Source organism: Enterococcus sp. DIV1368f (assembly GCF_051712245.1).
Taxonomy (GTDB): domain Bacteria; phylum Bacillota; class Bacilli; order Lactobacillales; family Enterococcaceae; genus Enterococcus; species Enterococcus faecalis.
Genome location: NZ_JBIOON010000001.1, coordinates 1,795,891 through 1,811,717 on the forward strand (window position 1 = coordinate 1,795,891; position 15,827 = coordinate 1,811,717).

The 15,827-nt window shown below is 37.2% G+C and carries 13 protein-coding genes, 1 tRNA gene and 2 other annotated features; of the genes, 3 read left to right on the forward strand and 11 right to left on the reverse strand.

The window, feature by feature from the left end:
- Positions 1 to 64 precede the first annotated feature (64 nt).
- Genes IGL07_RS08895 through IGL07_RS08910 form a run of 4 tightly spaced genes read right to left on the reverse strand, consistent with a single transcriptional unit; the run spans position 65 to position 3,895 of the window.
- Complete coding sequence (locus IGL07_RS08895) at positions 65 to 1,258, reverse strand: amidohydrolase (protein ID WP_010817460.1); 1,194 nt, start codon at positions 1,256 to 1,258, stop codon at positions 65 to 67.
- Between the two features lie 14 nt (positions 1,259 to 1,272).
- A complete protein-coding gene (locus tag IGL07_RS08900) occupies positions 1,273 to 2,106 on the reverse strand; it encodes a MetQ/NlpA family ABC transporter substrate-binding protein (protein ID WP_002377024.1) in 834 nt (277 codons plus the stop codon).
- A gap of 19 nt (positions 2,107 to 2,125) precedes the next feature.
- Positions 2,126 to 2,806 carry a methionine ABC transporter permease gene (locus tag IGL07_RS08905; protein ID WP_002366918.1) on the reverse strand — a complete coding sequence of 227 codons (681 nt, stop codon included), beginning with the start codon at positions 2,804 to 2,806 and terminating at the stop codon, positions 2,126 to 2,128.
- Between the two features lie 18 nt (positions 2,807 to 2,824).
- Positions 2,825 to 3,895, reverse strand: a complete 1,071-nt coding sequence (locus tag IGL07_RS08910; protein ID WP_002369140.1) for a methionine ABC transporter ATP-binding protein — start codon at positions 3,893 to 3,895, stop codon at positions 2,825 to 2,827.
- Positions 3,896 to 3,980: 85 nt separating this feature from the next.
- Positions 3,981 to 4,231 (reverse strand) — a binding site (T-box leader).
- Between the two features lie 300 nt (positions 4,232 to 4,531).
- Positions 4,532 to 4,777 (reverse strand) — a binding site (T-box leader).
- Between the two features lie 207 nt (positions 4,778 to 4,984).
- On the opposite strand from IGL07_RS08910, the gene IGL07_RS08915 reads away from it, so the two are divergent.
- The 3 genes from IGL07_RS08915 (at position 4,985) to IGL07_RS08925 (ending at position 7,098) form a co-directional block, all read left to right on the forward strand.
- Positions 4,985 to 5,057: transfer RNA gene (locus IGL07_RS08915), tRNA-Thr, on the forward strand.
- A 160-nt stretch (positions 5,058 to 5,217) separates the two neighbouring features.
- Positions 5,218 to 6,705: a glucosyltransferase domain-containing protein gene (locus IGL07_RS08920; RefSeq protein ID WP_010817461.1), complete on the forward strand. Its 1,488-nt coding sequence runs from the start codon at positions 5,218 to 5,220 to the stop codon at positions 6,703 to 6,705.
- Between the two features lie 213 nt (positions 6,706 to 6,918).
- On the forward strand, positions 6,919 to 7,098 hold the full coding sequence (locus IGL07_RS08925; protein WP_002383739.1) for a hypothetical protein: 180 nt from the start codon (positions 6,919 to 6,921) through the stop codon (positions 7,096 to 7,098).
- 87 nt (positions 7,099 to 7,185) lie between these two features.
- Here the strand turns inward: IGL07_RS08925 and IGL07_RS08930 are convergent, their stop codons facing one another.
- The 7 genes from IGL07_RS08930 to IGL07_RS08960 form a co-directional block, all read right to left on the reverse strand.
- Complete coding sequence (locus tag IGL07_RS08930) at positions 7,186 to 8,151, reverse strand: hypothetical protein (RefSeq protein ID WP_010712623.1); 966 nt, start codon at positions 8,149 to 8,151, stop codon at positions 7,186 to 7,188.
- Between the two features lie 175 nt (positions 8,152 to 8,326).
- Positions 8,327 to 8,617, reverse strand: coding sequence for a hypothetical protein (locus IGL07_RS08935; RefSeq protein ID WP_002359936.1), 291 nt, complete (start codon positions 8,615 to 8,617; stop codon positions 8,327 to 8,329).
- A gap of 47 nt (positions 8,618 to 8,664) precedes the next feature.
- Complete coding sequence (locus IGL07_RS08940) at positions 8,665 to 9,945, reverse strand: aminoacyltransferase (protein ID WP_075575389.1); 1,281 nt, start codon at positions 9,943 to 9,945, stop codon at positions 8,665 to 8,667.
- 354 nt (positions 9,946 to 10,299) lie between these two features.
- On the reverse strand, positions 10,300 to 12,108 hold the full coding sequence (glmS, locus tag IGL07_RS08945) for a glutamine--fructose-6-phosphate transaminase (isomerizing) (RefSeq protein WP_002356940.1): 1,809 nt from the start codon (positions 12,106 to 12,108) through the stop codon (positions 10,300 to 10,302).
- Between the two features lie 442 nt (positions 12,109 to 12,550).
- On the reverse strand, positions 12,551 to 13,384 hold the full coding sequence (locus tag IGL07_RS08950; protein WP_002359933.1) for an energy-coupling factor transporter transmembrane component T family protein: 834 nt from the start codon (positions 13,382 to 13,384) through the stop codon (positions 12,551 to 12,553).
- A complete protein-coding gene (locus tag IGL07_RS08955) occupies positions 13,381 to 15,087 on the reverse strand; it encodes an ABC transporter ATP-binding protein (RefSeq protein WP_002378495.1) in 1,707 nt (568 codons plus the stop codon). Before IGL07_RS08955 ends, IGL07_RS08950 begins: the two co-directional genes overlap by 4 nt.
- Positions 15,088 to 15,187: 100 nt before the next feature.
- The gene (locus IGL07_RS08960; protein WP_002356937.1) at positions 15,188 to 15,739 is read right to left on the reverse strand and encodes an ECF-type riboflavin transporter substrate-binding protein; all 552 of its coding nucleotides are present in this window, start codon (positions 15,737 to 15,739) and stop codon (positions 15,188 to 15,190) included.
- Between the last annotated feature and the right edge of the window lie 88 nt (positions 15,740 to 15,827).

Consider the following 15,827-nt stretch of genomic DNA (forward strand, 5'->3'; position numbering starts at 1 on the left):
AAGCCACGTTGGTTTATAACGAAAGGAGCCCACAAACCATCATTTTGTCGGCTCCCTATCCCTATTATTCTGACAAATAATTTAATGCATAGCGTACGTGGTACTCTGCTGCTAAAAGTAAGGCACGTTCATCAATATCAAATTGTTCATGATGGTGTCCAAAATGAGTAGCAGGATTTTCAGGGTTTCGTGAACCGACCCGTCCATAGATACCAGGAATTACCCCTAAGTAATCAGCAAAATCATCCGCCCCTAAACTTTTAGGATGATCGGTCACAACATTTTCAAAACCAACAATTTCACTGGCTACCTGCTGTGCACGGTTGGTTGCTTGTTCTTCATTAATTAATGGATTCGCTGCCGCATAAACAGAAAAATCAGCAATTTCTGTGCGATGAGACTGGGCAATTTCATGGGCAATTTCTTCGACTCGTTGTAAAACAAATTGGCGCGTTTCCTGACTAAATGTTCGAACAGTACCTTCAATGGTTGCCTGGTTTGCTACAATATTATAGCGTGTTCCTGCTTGTAAAACGCCAATTCCTACTACGACAGAATCTAAAGGATCAATCTCGCGAGCTACAATTTTTTGTAATTCCACAACGATACTGGCCGCTGCTAAAACAGCATCTCGGCCATTCTGTGGTTGGGCGACGTGACTACTTTGACCACTGACTTCAATTTTAAAAATATCACAAGAGGCGTTGGTGGCGCCTTTGGTAGCGACTAATTTCCCGACCGGCACACTAGAATCTAAATGAATCCCAAACACTTGGTCGATTGCGTCTAAATAATTTCCTTCCACAAATTGTCGAGCGCCTGCACCAATTTCTTCAGCTGGCTGGAAGGCCAGTTTAATCGTTCCTGAAAAGGTATCCTGATGTTTTTTGAGCACTTTAGCTGCACCTAGCAATGCTGCCGCATGACCATCGTGTCCACAAGCATGATTGAGTCCTGGATTTTTAGAAGCATAGGCAGCACCTGTTGCATCTGGCAATTCCAACGCATCAATATCTGCACGTAACAAAATCGTTTTGCCAGCGCCAAGACCTCCTTCAATGGTTGCTAAAACACCCGTTTCCCCTACTTCTACAAAAGGAATAGCTAAGGCTAGTAGTTCTTCTTTAATGCGCTTAATCGTTTCATATTCTTTTAAACTTGCTTCAGGGTATTGATGAAAATGACGTCTTAAATGGATTATCCATTCCTTTTCTGTAGCAATAGCTTCTTGGATTGTTTGAATCGTTGTTGTACTCATTATAAATGCCTCCTTTATTTTTTACCAAATGTTTCCCAGGCTGGAACATTGGCGCCTTTTGATGTTTCTGCAATGACCTTTTTCGTTTCTTCTTGTTGATATTCTTCTACAACTTTTTGATAAAGTTTATTCTCTTGATCTTCTTCTCGAGCCACGACAATGTTCACATAAGGTTTCGCTTTTTCGTTTACAGGTTCTAAGAAAATAGCATCTTTATCTGGTGTATACCCAGCATCGACAGCCATGCCGCTATTAATCACTGAAGCATCGACATCTTGTAAAGCACGCGCTGTTTGCGTAGCATCTAATTCAGTTATTTTCAATTGGCGTTTATTTTCAGTAATATCACTGACAGTCGGTAGTTGCTGTTTCGCAGGATCAACTTTTATCAGTCCTGCAGTTTGTAATAAAATTAACGCCCGCCCACCATTCGTTGGGTCATTAGGAATAGCAATTTCTCCGCCGTCTTTAATTTTCGTGATATCTTTCAATTTATTGGCGTAAATTCCCAATGGTGCATTGACTGTATTGCCAATTGATACTAATTTCGTCCCATGTTCTTTATTGTAATTGTCTAAAAAGATTTGATGCTGAAAGGCATTTAAATCAATTTCTTTTTCTGCTAATGCTGCATTTGGTTGCGTATAGTCTGTAAATTCTACCAATTGTAGATCAATATTTTTCTTTTTCAAACGGTCTTTGACCGATTCCCATTCATCGTTTTTTGTTCCTACAACGCCTAGTTTAACAGTTTCTGTCTTAGTATCCTTCGCAGTCCCCGATGCACAACCTGCAATCGTAAAAGCTAATACTCCAATAAGTCCAATTAATTTACTAAATTTTTTCATTTGTCAGTTCTCCTTTTTTCTAATGTGATGTTTTTTTGATTAATTGATTACTAATGGCTTGACTGATAAATACCATAATTAAAATAATTAATGTGGCCATAAATGTCACATCGGTTTGAAACCGATTGTACCCTCGAGTAATCGCTAAGTTGCCCAGACCACCGGCTCCAATCGCTCCTGCCATGGCTGTTAATCCAATCAAATTAATAATTGTCACTGCTGAAACACGAATAATACTTGGTAACCCTTCAATTAAATAGACCCGAAAAATAATCCCTAAGGGACTCGTCCCCATGGCTTCTGCCGCTTCAATAACACCAGGATCTACTTCTAATAACGCATTTTCAATTTGGCGCGCGAAGAATGGAATTACGCCAATAACTAACGGAACTAACGCTGCGGTTGTACCAATTGTTGTTCCTGCCAAAATTCGTGTTAATGGTTGAATCAGTGCGAGCATAATAATGAAAGGAATAGAGCGGCAAACATTAATAATTTTTTCTAAGACACTATACAGGGGTGGATTTTTCAAAACACCACTGGGCCCAGTACTGACAAGCACAACACCCAACAAGACTCCTAACACGCCAGCAATCAAGGCTGTCCAAAAAACCATGTATACTGTTTCCCATGTACTTTGAAGAAACTCTTGTTTTAATTGGACAACATTCGGAAAATATTTCTCAAATAATTGATACATTCTCAGTTCACTCCTTTTTTAAATCACCTGTAAATTCTGCTTTTGCTTCGTTTGCTGATAGGTTTTCAAAACATTGGTTCGCACGCCTTGTTTCGCTAAATAAGCAAGGGCTTGTTGACGCTGGGCCTCATCGCCAGAAAGCACCACAATTAAATGGCCAATAGGAACGTTTTGAACAATTTCGACATTGCCATAAAGGATATTCGTATACACCTGATATTGGCTATACAATTGTGCAATTAATGGCTCGTTCGTTTGATCTCCCACATAAGAAAATTCAATTAATTCTTGATTTTTATCTAAATCAGCTAATTTAGGATGTTCAAGAATCGTGGTTAATGCTTGGTCAATATGAGTTGCTGTCCGGATAAAATCTTTGGTTAAAGGTTGTTGGGGTTGACTAAAAATCGAAACAATATCGTTTGATTCGACAACGCAGCCATTTTCCATCACCGCGACTTTATTACAAATTTCTTTAACCACTTGCATTTCATGGGTGATTAAGACAATCGTCAAGTTCAGTTCTTGATTTAACTTTTTTAACAAGGCTAAAATCTGTCCCGTTGTTTTTGGATCTAACGCACTCGTCGCTTCATCACAAAGTAAAATTTCAGGATCATTTGCTAAAGCGCGGGCAATCGCAACCCGCTGTTTTTGCCCTCCTGATAGTTGACTGGGGTAAGCGTCCCGTTTTTCACTTAGTCCAACTAGCTCTAATAAATGGCTGATTTTTTGACGCCGTTCACTTTTACTTAGCCCAGAATATTTTAATGAAAAATCGATATTACTAAATATGGTCCGCTCTTTCATCAAATTAAAATGTTGAAAAATCATTCCAATCTTTTTTCGTTGTTGTCGTAATTCCTTTTTAGAAAAAGTTAAAATATTTTCTTTGTTAATAATAACGGTGCCCGCTGTTGGTCGTTGCAATAAATTAATTACCCGTACTAACGTACTTTTTCCAGCACCGGAATAACCAACGATTCCGTAGATATCCCCTTTATCAATTGTCAAAGAAACATCTTGGACAGCCTGAATTTCTTGTTTTTTTTGTTGAAATGTCACACTGATATTTTTTAGTTCAATCATTCTTTATCCCCCTTCATTCTTACCAATCTGCATTTTTTCATAAAAAAGAAAAAAGCATCCTCAACGACACAACTCGAGTTGTATCGTTGAGGACGCTTTTTTGCGTGTTACCACCTCATGTTCAGAATTTGCTCACACAAATTCCCTTTTCAAGTACGGAACAATATGTTCGATACCCTAGCTCGATAACGGGAGCCCCCGTCGCCGCCTTGTGTTTAACACTCGGAGCGCTTGCTCAATAGCCATTTTCCAAAACGTCTTTGTCACCTATTCTCAGCTACCTAGGCTCTCTGTTAGACAAATCAAGTCTTGTACTTACTATATCACTGCTTTTTTATTTCTATTCATTTTAAACTGATTTTCGTTTATTTTCAAAATCAAACAGACTAGAGTTCCTATCCCTTCAAGCATCGAGTAATCGCAGATAATAGCTGCTCTCTCTCTTTGCATCAGTCGTAGTGCTCAACAGGATTTGACTGTGACGAGAATCGCAGCTTTGGCGAGAATCGTAGGAACACTTTCGTGCAAATGACACAACTTGCCCTTCGGTCACCTTGTACTGTTCATCATCTACTCTGTCGCTTCGAGCCAGTCGTAGTGATTCACAGCAAAAAGCCCTTCACTAGCGTTTTGCTAGTAAAGGGCGAATGATTCGCGGTACCACCTTTTTTCGAAATATAACTGATTCTTTATATCTCATCTCTTATCCAAGTCTTTATTAACTTGGTGCACATGGTAACGGGTGCTTAGCCGAAATTGCTTACTTATCAGCAATTTATTCTCAGAGGCCATCTTCAACTTTTCTGAACCTTGTCCCTTTTCACCAATCAGGACTCTCTTTTGAAGGTCATCAAAATTTACTCTTCTCTTCAACGAATGAATAGTTATCTGTGATGTTGATTTACACTTTACTAGACAAAAAAGAGATTGTCAACAGTTTTTCTTAGAAAAAAATCATTTTTCTTTTTTTACGAAAGAGCAATTGACAAACTTTCATCTATACGTTATTCTATTTCTTGTGCACGAGATTTGTACGATTTTTCAAAAGGAACTTTGACGTTTACTCGTCGCAGTGTAGCCTTTAAAAACGCCGCCTTAGCTCAGTTGGTAGAGCACCACCATGGTAAGGTGGGGGTCGCCGGTTCAAGCCCGGCAGGTGGCTTTTTGGTAAAATCCCAACTCTTTAATAAAGAGTTGGGATTTTTTTGTTTTGCCTACTCTTAGTGTTCTGTCAAGATGAGAAAATAACAAAAGCAATTTCTTCATTCCACTCGTTATGGTATATTTTAATTGTTAAATAATTATTGGAGTGGAGTACAATCATGAAACAATTACCTACAGAATCAAAAAAATTTGATTTAAAGAATTGGTGTATTGAAAATAAAACCTATCTTCTATTGATCATTTTAATTTATCAAGTGGCAGTTTTATCCATCGGCATTATCAATTTCCCTTATTTAGATGATAATGCTCGCCAAGTCGCTGGAATGACAGATTTTGGTACGACTTACGCACGTTGGGGCAGTGAATTTCTCTCATGGTTTGTTCAAGGAAGTCGTCATTTGACAGATCTGGGCTTGACCACACCGATTCTGACAGGTCTTATCTTATCTCTCACAAGCATACTAGCTATTTATATCATCAATGACCAAAAAATTAGCTGGGGTTCCTCTTTGGTAGCTACTTTAATTGGCCTCAATCCTTGGTTCCTTCAATGTCTTAGTTTCAGGTTTGATAGTCCCTATATGGCATTGAGTATTTTTTGTTCGTTTCTTCCTTTTTATTGGTGGCAGCGTAATTCTTTTACGTTTTTCTTGGTTTCTGTCTTTTCACTGTTTGTTATGTTTAATACTTACCAAGCCTCGTCAGGAATTTATATAGTTATCGTCTTATTCCTTACTTTCAAGCAGTTACTTGCTGGAGAAAATTTCATTGCTCTTTGTAAAAAAGTCGCACTTGCTGCTATCGCTTATCTACTTTCTATAGTCAGCTACCTTATCGAGTTAAAATTTGTACCTTCCGCAACAAACAACATTGGGGGCAGTCAGGCCTTACCAAGTTTGCATGATATTCCCAGTGTGGCTTATCAAAATAGTTACCATTATTTTTCAGAGCTATTGAACCAGAGTAATCGTTTATGGCTCTTATTACTGCTCCTACTGCTTGTTTTATTTTTTATTAGTCATCTATCAAATAGCAAAATCAACTTAGGCCTAAGTTTCCTTTATTGTATCTTGTATTTAGGACTTGCTTCTCTCTTAAGTTTTGGTATTTTTATTGTCTATTCAAGAAATATCGCAGGTGATGCGCCTCGCTATATTTACGGATTTGCTGTTTTCGTTACAATCAGCATGTTAAGTTTATTTAACAATCGACAAGTGAAAGCAATTTATCTAACTTCGTTACTTGTGGCCAGCTTGTTATCTTATTATATTTTATCGTTTGTTTTGGTGTATTCTTCCACATTAAACTATCAAAAAGAAGCATTCAATCGCCAAGCAGCTGTTTTAACAGATGATTTAAAAAATGTTGTAACAAACGAACGAAAAAAAGTTTATTTAAATACGTTTTTCAAAAATTCAACTGTTTATGCTAATACAAGTCGAAACTACCCAATTCTTTCAAAAATCGTGCCACCAAATGACGGTCTATACTTCCCTAATTACGTTTGGTTCAATACTTCATCGAATTTAGGAGTAGAGATGGCACCACTGACAGATACGGATATGTCTAAAAATCAAAAAGTAGTAAGTAATCACTTTTATGACATTTATACAAACAACAAAGAAATATTTGTGTTTATGAAATAATTTGTTCCATCCAAAAACACTTCTTTTGCAATAAACGTGACTGTATGGTTTGATTAAGATGGATTAAGTATTCTTTTCGGGTACATTTATTACTTCCTGAAACTTGTTTATTTCCCATTTTTCTTATGAAGTAACAAAATTTTTGAGAAAAAACAGCTCGTTTTCTATGTTATGATAGAGAAGTGAAAATCACCAGAAAGGTTGTTGCGGACTATGAGAACTCGTCAGAAAAAATTATTTTTATTTTCAATGATTTTGTGGTTGGTTGAATTTTTAATTACACGGATTTCTGATTCTTTTCCAGGAGCAACGCCATTGTTCGTTGTGATTTGCTTGATTCAAGGAATCCTTTTTACTTATTTCTGTCTTGCTTTTTTCTATTATCCGCAATAATCAGTCAAGAAAAGCAATTAGAGCAGATTCAGCAAATTTCTGAAACCGAAAAAATGGCACGTCCTCGCTTTTAGGACGTGCCATTTTTTAAAGCATTATTTGTGTAAATGCCGTTCGTATCGCCTGTTGAACATTTTGAACAGCATCGATTTGATGGCCTTTTGCTTCAGTCAATTCTTTTTCAATATATTCAGGATAATAGGTTGCCAAATAACCCCAGACCCAGATAGTTGGATCTGAAATAACCGTCTCTGCTAATGGATACAAATAGGCAAGATGCAATCGAATTTCTTCTTCCAAATGCTGCAGCATAATTGGATCATCATTTTCTAAGCGATTCCTAAGTTCAGTATAAATTTCGGAATAGATTGGCGTATTTAACGGTCCAGTTTTTCCTTCTAGTAAGACTGTCTGAGGCTGATTGTCATACCAAAGAAAGGTCAGTGGTTCTGAAAATTGCAACAGTGCTAATTCTTCAATGAACCATTCCCGAGCAAAATAACTAAGTGCTTGGTTCATAACTAAATCTTTTGCGACTTCCACAAATACTGGTTTAGGCAAATATAAACTGGTTTTAATGTTCGCTAATTGTTGATAAACGGGCAATTGATCGCTTACTAACAAGTTCCTTTTAATTGCTTGAATTTGCTGCGTTTCTAATTGTTGATACGCCTCTTCCACTTGCATTAATTGCTGTTCTAACGTTTTTTGTTGTGCTAGCGTTATTTTTTTAGTTTGAAGTAATTGCTTCAATAAAATATACCCTTCAATAAAGCGACGACTTTGACTATAAATTTGCATATAAATTGCCGCTGTTTCAAGGTTCTCAAAATAAGACTCTTGGAACGCTTCTGCCAATGCTAGTGCTTCGTCAGCTTCACCCATTTCCAACAATAATTGGACAATTTTTTGGTTTACTGGCGGCGTTTGTTGTAGCTGATAGGCTTGTTGAAAATTTTCTAAAGCGGCGATCTGATTATGTTCTACAAGTGCTTCTTCTCCTTGTGCAATAAAACGTTCATAGTTTTTTGGAAATTCATGAATGGTACTCATATCTAACCTCCTTTATTTCTTATTTAAAGCAGATGAGCCTGGGACAAAAATCACTTTGGATTTTTGCTCCAGGCTCAAAACCTGATAACCGGCGGGAACAGAACCAACACTACGCGTTGCTAGGAGCTAAACGGTTCTGTCCCGACCTCGATTTTAACTATTCAAACGGACTTTTTTAGTAAAGATTACGAATAATAATTGCCGTTTCTAGGTCGCCTTCAGCGTTCATCTTCTCCGCCTTTTCTTCTAAACTATACCCAGCAAAACTTTCGTTTGTTAAAACATCTGCTACTGTAAATTTAGCAACTTTTTCAATACTGACTGCATCTGGTGCTACTTCTTGCACGCTATCCCAGCCTGTATCAATAAAGACTTTTGTATCTTCTGTAATCGCTTCGTTTGCTTCTAACGCCTGCATAATTTCTTTTAACTGTGCATACGTCATAACCTCAACTTGATTTTCCATTTAAACGCCTCACTTTGCCATTCCTTTTTAAGGATTAGGTTTTAATTTTAGACTTTTTCTTTAATTGTTTTTAATGCGTGATATAAGGCATATTTCATTGGTTTGGCTTTCCATTGGAAATTGCCCATTAATTCTTCGACATGACCGCCAAAGGATTGTTTGAATTTAAGAACCCCATCACTTCCATCAAAGACACCGTCAACGCCATAAAAATTATATTTGGGAATGTTATTTTCTACTGTGTAAGTTAACATTTTATGTTGAATTAAATACGGTGCATAGTATTGTTTATATTTTTCATACGTACCACTAAACAAGTAAACCACTTCTTGTGGATGAACAATGAATAAGGCGCCTGCTAAAATTTCAGGTTCATCTGATGTTTTCATTTCTTTAGCTTCGTCAATCCGTTTGCGCACGGTACGAACTTCATCTTCAAATTCACGTTTCTGGTTATTTTTTTTACGGCTTTTAGGATTGACAATTAACGCTTCATTGACTTCGTTGAGCGTCTCTTGTAATTTGCGTAATTTCTCATGAAGATTTTCTAAATAAGTAGCAAAGTTTAGTTCCGCCACCATAAATTTTGCTCGTTCGCCAAACTCTTCATAAACAGCTTGGTAATAAGCTAAATCCTTATCTTCAAAATTACGTCGTGCACTTGTTTCTTCCGTTAATTTCTTAAAGAGAGGTAGCTCTTCGTAACGAAGTTCTCGGGTTGCTACTCCATATTCCCATGTTTTCTTGATGTCATATTTAGCATCTTTTCCATAAGATTTCCAGAGCTCTTCTTCTGTTAATCCAGCCATATCTTTGACAAACAGCCAACGTGGCGCGCCATCAAAATTGTGCACATCAAACCCTTGGTGTTCAAAACCAATTGATGTGAAATAGTCAAATGTTTCTTGATTGACCTTTTCAACTTCACCGCCATTAAAATCACGTAAACAAATTTGTTTATTGGGAGTAAAGGTTAAATAAAGGCCATCATTTTTTTTCACATATTTTTTTAAGCCTGTGAAAAAGGCTTCTACACATTTTTTATCTGTATAATCCATCAAAATTCCGCCGTCAATGTCGAAAGCATAACCAATTTTGACTTTTTTCTTGCTTAGGATACACGCAGCAATTAGTTGCCCTTCTCGTTTGACGCCAACGTATTCACAATGCCAGCCACGTCGTTCCAATAAATGTTTCATTTCGGGTGTTTCTAAAAAGTTACCTGCAGGATGTGTCATTGCAAAGGTAGTAAATTCTTGTTCAGTTAATGTACTAAACTGATCCATATCAAACAACTCACAATCTTTTTTTGTTAAATAAATTAGCACTTTTCAGCTTAACCTACTTTTTGCTTTCTTTCAAACAAAGTTACCTCACTGGCTAATTCTTATTTTTCGGTTCTTATTAATTATATCTAATTTTGCTAAAATGCAAACAGTTTTCAACGGAAAAAAAGAATTTCTTTGGAATATTTCATTTTTGACTGAATATCTTTCTTTTATAAAAAATATCTGAGCGTGGGACAAAAATCACTTTGGATTTTTGCTCCACGCTCAAAAACTTATAAACGGCGGGAACAGAAGCAACTCCTTCTTATTTCTCGGAGTTAAACGCTTCTGTCCCGACCTCAGATATTAAAACTTATGAGAACCCGTTAAACATCTTTCTCTCAGGTTCTTGATTTACTCAACAGTTACACTTTTGGCTAAGTTCCTTGGTTTATCAACATCGTAGCCTCTTTGTAAGGTTGCATAGTACGCTAATAATTGACCTGGAACAATGCTAACTAAGGCAGAAAGTAACGGATGAACATCTGGAATAATTAGTTGGTCCTGTGGTTTTGCCAAGGATTCCAAGGCAATCACAATATTTCTTGCTCCACGACTTTCGACTTCCTTTAAATTGCCTCTTGTATGGGCTGCGACTTTGGCATCTGTCACAATCCCAATCACAGGTGTTCCTTCTTCAATTAAGGCAATCGTTCCATGCTTCAATTCACCTGCCGCAAAGCCTTCTGCTTGAATGTAGGAAATTTCTTTCAACTTCAAGGCCGCTTCCATCGACACATAATAGTCGACTCCTCGCCCAATATAGAAGGCATTTCGAGTATACGTCAGATAATCTTCCACCAAGGCTTTCATTTGTTGTTTTTCATCAATCAAGGTTTCCATGACAGCTGCTACCACGCTCAATTCGTGAGCCACATCAAATGAGACGGCTGCTAATGTCTGGCGTTCTTCACCAATTGCTTTTGCTAAAATAGCTAAGACAGCGATTTGAGCAGTATAAGCTTTGGTGGAAGCGACAGCAATTTCTGGTCCTGCGTGTAATAACAAGGTATCGTCCGCTTCACGTGATAATGTTGAGCCAGCAACATTTGTTAATGTAAGTGATGGATGACCTAATTCATTAACCTGTACCAGTACTTGGCGACTATCTGCCGTTTCACCACTTTGGCTTAAGAAAATGAAGAACGGTTTTTCAGATAAAATAGGCATGTTGTAGCCAAACTCGCTTGATAAATGAACTTCCACAGGAATACTGGCAATCGTTTCAATTAAAGATTTTCCGACCCAACCTGCATTATAACTTGTCCCACAAGCAATAATGTAAATTCGGTCACATTGATTAATTTTTTCAAGTAACGCCTCATCTAAAGTCACTTTTTCACCTTGAGTATATGCTTGAACAATTTTGCGCATCACTGCAGGTTGTTCATCAATTTCTTTGAGCATATAAAACGGATATGTTCCTTTTTCAATGTCATTTAAATCTAATTGCGCTTCAAAAGGTTCTCGGTTGATTACTTGTCCTTCTGGCGTTTCGATTACTACTTTATCCGCTGTAACAGTTACAATTTCACCATCAACAATCTCAACAAATTGATTGGTTTCTTTAATCATCGCCATCGCGTCACTACAAATAACATTAAAGCCTTCACCTAGACCGATAAGTAACGGGCTTTTATTTTTCGCTACGTAGATAGTATTGGGATCCATTTTATCCATTAATGCAAAAGCGTATGAACCTTTAATTTCGGCTAAAGCCGCTTTAAAAGCATCTTTTGTTGAAAAACCATTTTCAGCAAAATGAGCAATTAATTGAACGACGATTTCAGTATCTGTATCACCAATTAAGTGAGCACCACTTAAAAATTGTTCTTTTAATTCTTCAAAGTTTTCAATGACACCATTATGCACTAATGCAAAGCGTTGATCGCTTGAAACATGGGGATGTGCATTGGCGACAGTTGGTTCGCCATGAGTGGCCCAACGAGTATGACCAATACCAACCGTTCCATCGATTTCTGGCGTTAATTTTGCTGCTAAATCGGCAATGCCCCCAACTGCCTTAACTACATGGGGCTGTTGGCTTTGATCATTCACACAAATCCCAGCAGAATCATAACCTCTATATTCCAATTTTGTTAATCCTTGGATCAAACTTTCCGTAACATTTTCTTTCCCAATCATTCCGACAATTCCACACATAATGCTAATTCCTACTTTCCAATTGAAATTCTGTATTTACTAGGTCCTGTTTAACTAGCAAATCCCATTATATGTTTCTACCTGCGTGATAACCGCTTTGTTCTAACTTCACAATTAGTTTTTCTTTGTTATCTGTAGAGTGCAGTCCCTAGAGCCACCCGCCGAATCTTCGATAAGCTCTCTCCTCGTCACCTGAACGTTCAGGTCTGGCGCTATCCGATATTGGTCTATATACCTCCTTTGTAAATATATTCCGTAGAAACATAAACAATCATACAATTAAAAGTAGGTGCTTGTCAACAAAAATCTAAAAAACGAAAATTGGTCTAGTTCTTTAAAGTTGCAAAAAAAGAATCTAGTACACTCATAGTAAGAGAAAGTACTAGATTCTTAATAATAAAAAAATATCCGTTCTATTTATAGAACCTTATCAATTTGTTATTTATTGGAATGGATTATAAAACCGGCCACCATTCACATGGAACAACCAGAAACTGATTCCTAATAAGCATAAGGCAAGTAACATTACCGAAAAATCACGCAGATGAAAAGGTTGTTGCGCATACCACGTTCGATTTTTCTTTTGACCAAAACGCCTTAATTCCATAGCGGTACTCACAGTTTCAATTCGATCTAAACTAGATAGGATTAAGGGTAAAACGATTTGTGCTACGCCTTTGATTCGTTGGCCTAACCGTCCCTTTTTAGACATCTCATACCCTCGCGCTTGTTGTGCTAAAGAAATATTAAAAAAATCTTCTTGGATATCGGGAATATAACGAATAGCCAGCGCTACTGCATAACTAATCCGATAACTCACACCAATTCGATTCAAGCTGGAGGCAAATTCACTAGGATTTGTTGTTAATAAAAAGATTAATGCCAACGGAATCGTACAGAAATATTTTAAAACTAAATTAAATTCATAAAATAATTCTTCTTGTGTCAAAGTAAACCGTCCGATTCCTTCCCAAATCACGGTACGTGATTGATATAAATCAACCCCATATTCAGGTGCAAAAAGGTAAACCGTTAAGATATTTAACAAAGAAAAAATAGCAATAAATTTAATAACAAAAGATATTTGATGCCATTTAATATTTGATAATTTTAACAAAACAAGCGAAACCACAGACATTCCTAACAGATAACGAGTATCATACGTGGTCATACAAGCCACAGAGACAACGATTAAAAAGACTAATTTGCTTGTGCCGTTTAAGCGATGAATCCAGGTTGAATCAGGATGATAGCCTAACATTTGTCGTTCACTCATCCAAAACGCACCTCACGATCGTAAGCAACAAATTTTTCCGTAAATAGCAAGGGATTTTCCAAGCCTAACGCTTTAGCAAAGGTAAACAAGCTCGTTTCTTTTAAAGAAGCTGCTTGAATTAATTTTTCATCTGTTAAAACAGCAACTGGAGTCGCATCTGCTAGTAAACGTCCATCACAAACTACTAACGCACGTGTTGTATATTCCAACATTAAGTGCATATCGTGAGTGATCATTAAAATAGTCACACCTAAGCGGTTCAATTCTTCTAAAAATGTCATCATTTCTGTGTAATGTTTAAAATCTTGCCCAGCTGTTGGTTCATCTAAAATTAATAATTCAGGTTCTAAAACTAAGATTGATGCAATAGTTACCCGTTTTTTCTGCCCAAAACTCAACGCAGAAATCGGCCAGTTCCGGAAGGGATACAGCCCACAAATATGTAAAATATTCGTCACACGTTCCTCAATTTCTGCTTGTGGCACATCTCGTAAAACTAATCCTAAAGCTACTTCTTCAAAAATCATTTTTTTAGAAATCATTTGATTGGGATTTTGCATCACATAACCAATTTTATCTGCACGTTCTTTGATTGAATAATTGGAAAAATCCTGCCCTTCCCATAAAATCTTGCCCGATTGAGGCGTGATGAACCCGCAAATTATTTTAGAAAGTGTAGATTTCCCGGCACCATTTTTTCCTACAATGCTGATCATTTCTCCATGATGAATAGTTACTGAGAAGTCATCTAACACTTTTTCACCATGACGATCATATTGATAGGACACTTGTTCCAAACGTAATAGTTCAGCTCCTTTGACTGCACTAACTGAACTAGGTTGGACAGACCACTGTGTCATTTTAGGCAAAACCATTTCGCCTGATACTTCGGCTAATTTGTCTAAATGACTAACTTGTGTTAAATCAATCCCAGCATATTTCATGGCTGTAACGTATAAAGGTTCACGAATCCCTTGCTGGGTCAACGTATCTTGACGTAACAATTCATCTGGCGTTGTATCAGAAATAATTGCGCCCTCATTCATGACAATAATTCGATCAACTGATTCGCAAAGAACGTCCTCTAAGCGATGTTCTATTATTAAAACAGTCGCTTTTGTTTCTTGTTGAATGGTGTCAATCAAAGTCATTGTTTCTTGTCCTGCTCGTGGGTCAAGATTAGCCAAAGGTTCATCAAAAAGTAAAATTTTTGATTGGTTAATTAGAACGCCCGCCATAGATACACGTTGTTTTTGACCACCTGACAAATCTTGTGGACGGTGTTGCAATAACTGATTCAGCTCAACAATCTCGGACCATTTGTGGACCGCTTTTTTCATTTCTGCTTGTTCAACTGCATCGTTTTCTAAAGCAAAAGCAATATCCTCAGCAACCGTTAAGCCGATAAACTGCCCATCGGTATCTTGCAAAACAGTTCCTACATCAAAAGACAAATCAAATAGACTTGTTTCTTGGATATTTTTACCAGCAACCGTAGCTGTTCCTTGAATCTCACCTTCATAAATATTGGGAATTAACCCGTTGATACATTGCGCCAATGTTGATTTGCCACTACCACTAGGCCCAACGATTAAAACCTTTTCTCCTTCATAGATGGTTAATTGAATCCCCTTTAATGTCGGTTCAGATTGGCTATGATATTGAAAGGAAAAATTATTAAAAGTAATGATTGGTTTTTTCATTCGGCCTCACCTCAGTTTCTCCATAAAAGAAAGGGTCTGAGCATTAGCAAAGTAATTACTAGGGCAGACCCTTAACCATTTAAATTATTTCGACAGTTTCTTAATCTTTTGATAAACTGCCTTTCTTTGTTCTTGTTGATGCATAAGCTTTCATCAACAATGTTCCAATAATCCCCACAGCGACAATATTTGAAACAGTCGCGAATACGCCTTGTGTAAACACTTTACTTGCGGGTTCACTATAAATCAAAATATCCAAACTAGGCGCGATTAAGCCCCAAACGACGATATTACCAAACGCTTGGAAAATATTGAAACGCACCATGTCATTTGTTGTAAATTCACCATGTTGAAGATCCATTTTACGACCAGCGAAGCCAAAAATAATACCAATAATTCCTGAACAAATAATCCAGCTCCACCAAGCGCTACCATACGTGGTAAAATCTTTTAATGTGTGACCAATCAAACCAATTAGCCCTCCAGCTACTGGTCCAAAAACAACTGACATTAAAGCAAGAAATGGATACGACGTTTCTAAGTTCGTATTAGGAATCCCAGTTGGAATCACAACGAATCGACCTAAAATAACAAAAACTGCAGAGCCAATTCCAATTGCTACAATTGTCTTGACGGACATTTTTTCTTTCATTTCGCTCCTCCATTCTATAACTCCATTGATTTACAGCCACTCCCTTCTTGATTTTATCAAATAAAAAAAGAAGATACGCGGTGCATCT

What these genes read in the sequence shown, in the direction of transcription:
- IGL07_RS08895 (WP_010817460.1), bottom strand. Translation starts at nt 1,258, where the DNA reads ATGAGTACAACAACGATTCAAACAATCCAAGAAGCTATTGCTACAGAA.
- IGL07_RS08935 (WP_002359936.1), bottom strand. Translation starts at nt 8,617, where the DNA reads ATGGAAAATCAAGTTGAGGTTATGACGTATGCACAGTTAAAAGAAATT.
- IGL07_RS08955 (WP_002378495.1), bottom strand. Translation starts at nt 15,087, where the DNA reads ATGAAAAAACCAATCATTACTTTTAATAATTTTTCCTTTCAATATCAT.
- IGL07_RS08925 (WP_002383739.1), top strand. Translation starts at nt 6,919, where the DNA reads ATGAGAACTCGTCAGAAAAAATTATTTTTATTTTCAATGATTTTGTGG.
- IGL07_RS08900 (WP_002377024.1), bottom strand. Translation starts at nt 2,106, where the DNA reads ATGAAAAAATTTAGTAAATTAATTGGACTTATTGGAGTATTAGCTTTT.
- IGL07_RS08950 (WP_002359933.1), bottom strand. Translation starts at nt 13,384, where the DNA reads ATGAGTGAACGACAAATGTTAGGCTATCATCCTGATTCAACCTGGATT.
- IGL07_RS08910 (WP_002369140.1), bottom strand. Translation starts at nt 3,895, where the DNA reads ATGATTGAACTAAAAAATATCAGTGTGACATTTCAACAAAAAAAACAA.
- IGL07_RS08905 (WP_002366918.1), bottom strand. Translation starts at nt 2,806, where the DNA reads ATGTATCAATTATTTGAGAAATATTTTCCGAATGTTGTCCAATTAAAA.
- glmS (WP_002356940.1), bottom strand. Translation starts at nt 12,108, where the DNA reads ATGTGTGGAATTGTCGGAATGATTGGGAAAGAAAATGTTACGGAAAGT.
- IGL07_RS08920 (WP_010817461.1), top strand. Translation starts at nt 5,218, where the DNA reads ATGAAACAATTACCTACAGAATCAAAAAAATTTGATTTAAAGAATTGG.
- IGL07_RS08930 (WP_010712623.1), bottom strand. Translation starts at nt 8,151, where the DNA reads ATGAGTACCATTCATGAATTTCCAAAAAACTATGAACGTTTTATTGCA.
- IGL07_RS08960 (WP_002356937.1), bottom strand. Translation starts at nt 15,739, where the DNA reads ATGAAAGAAAAAATGTCCGTCAAGACAATTGTAGCAATTGGAATTGGC.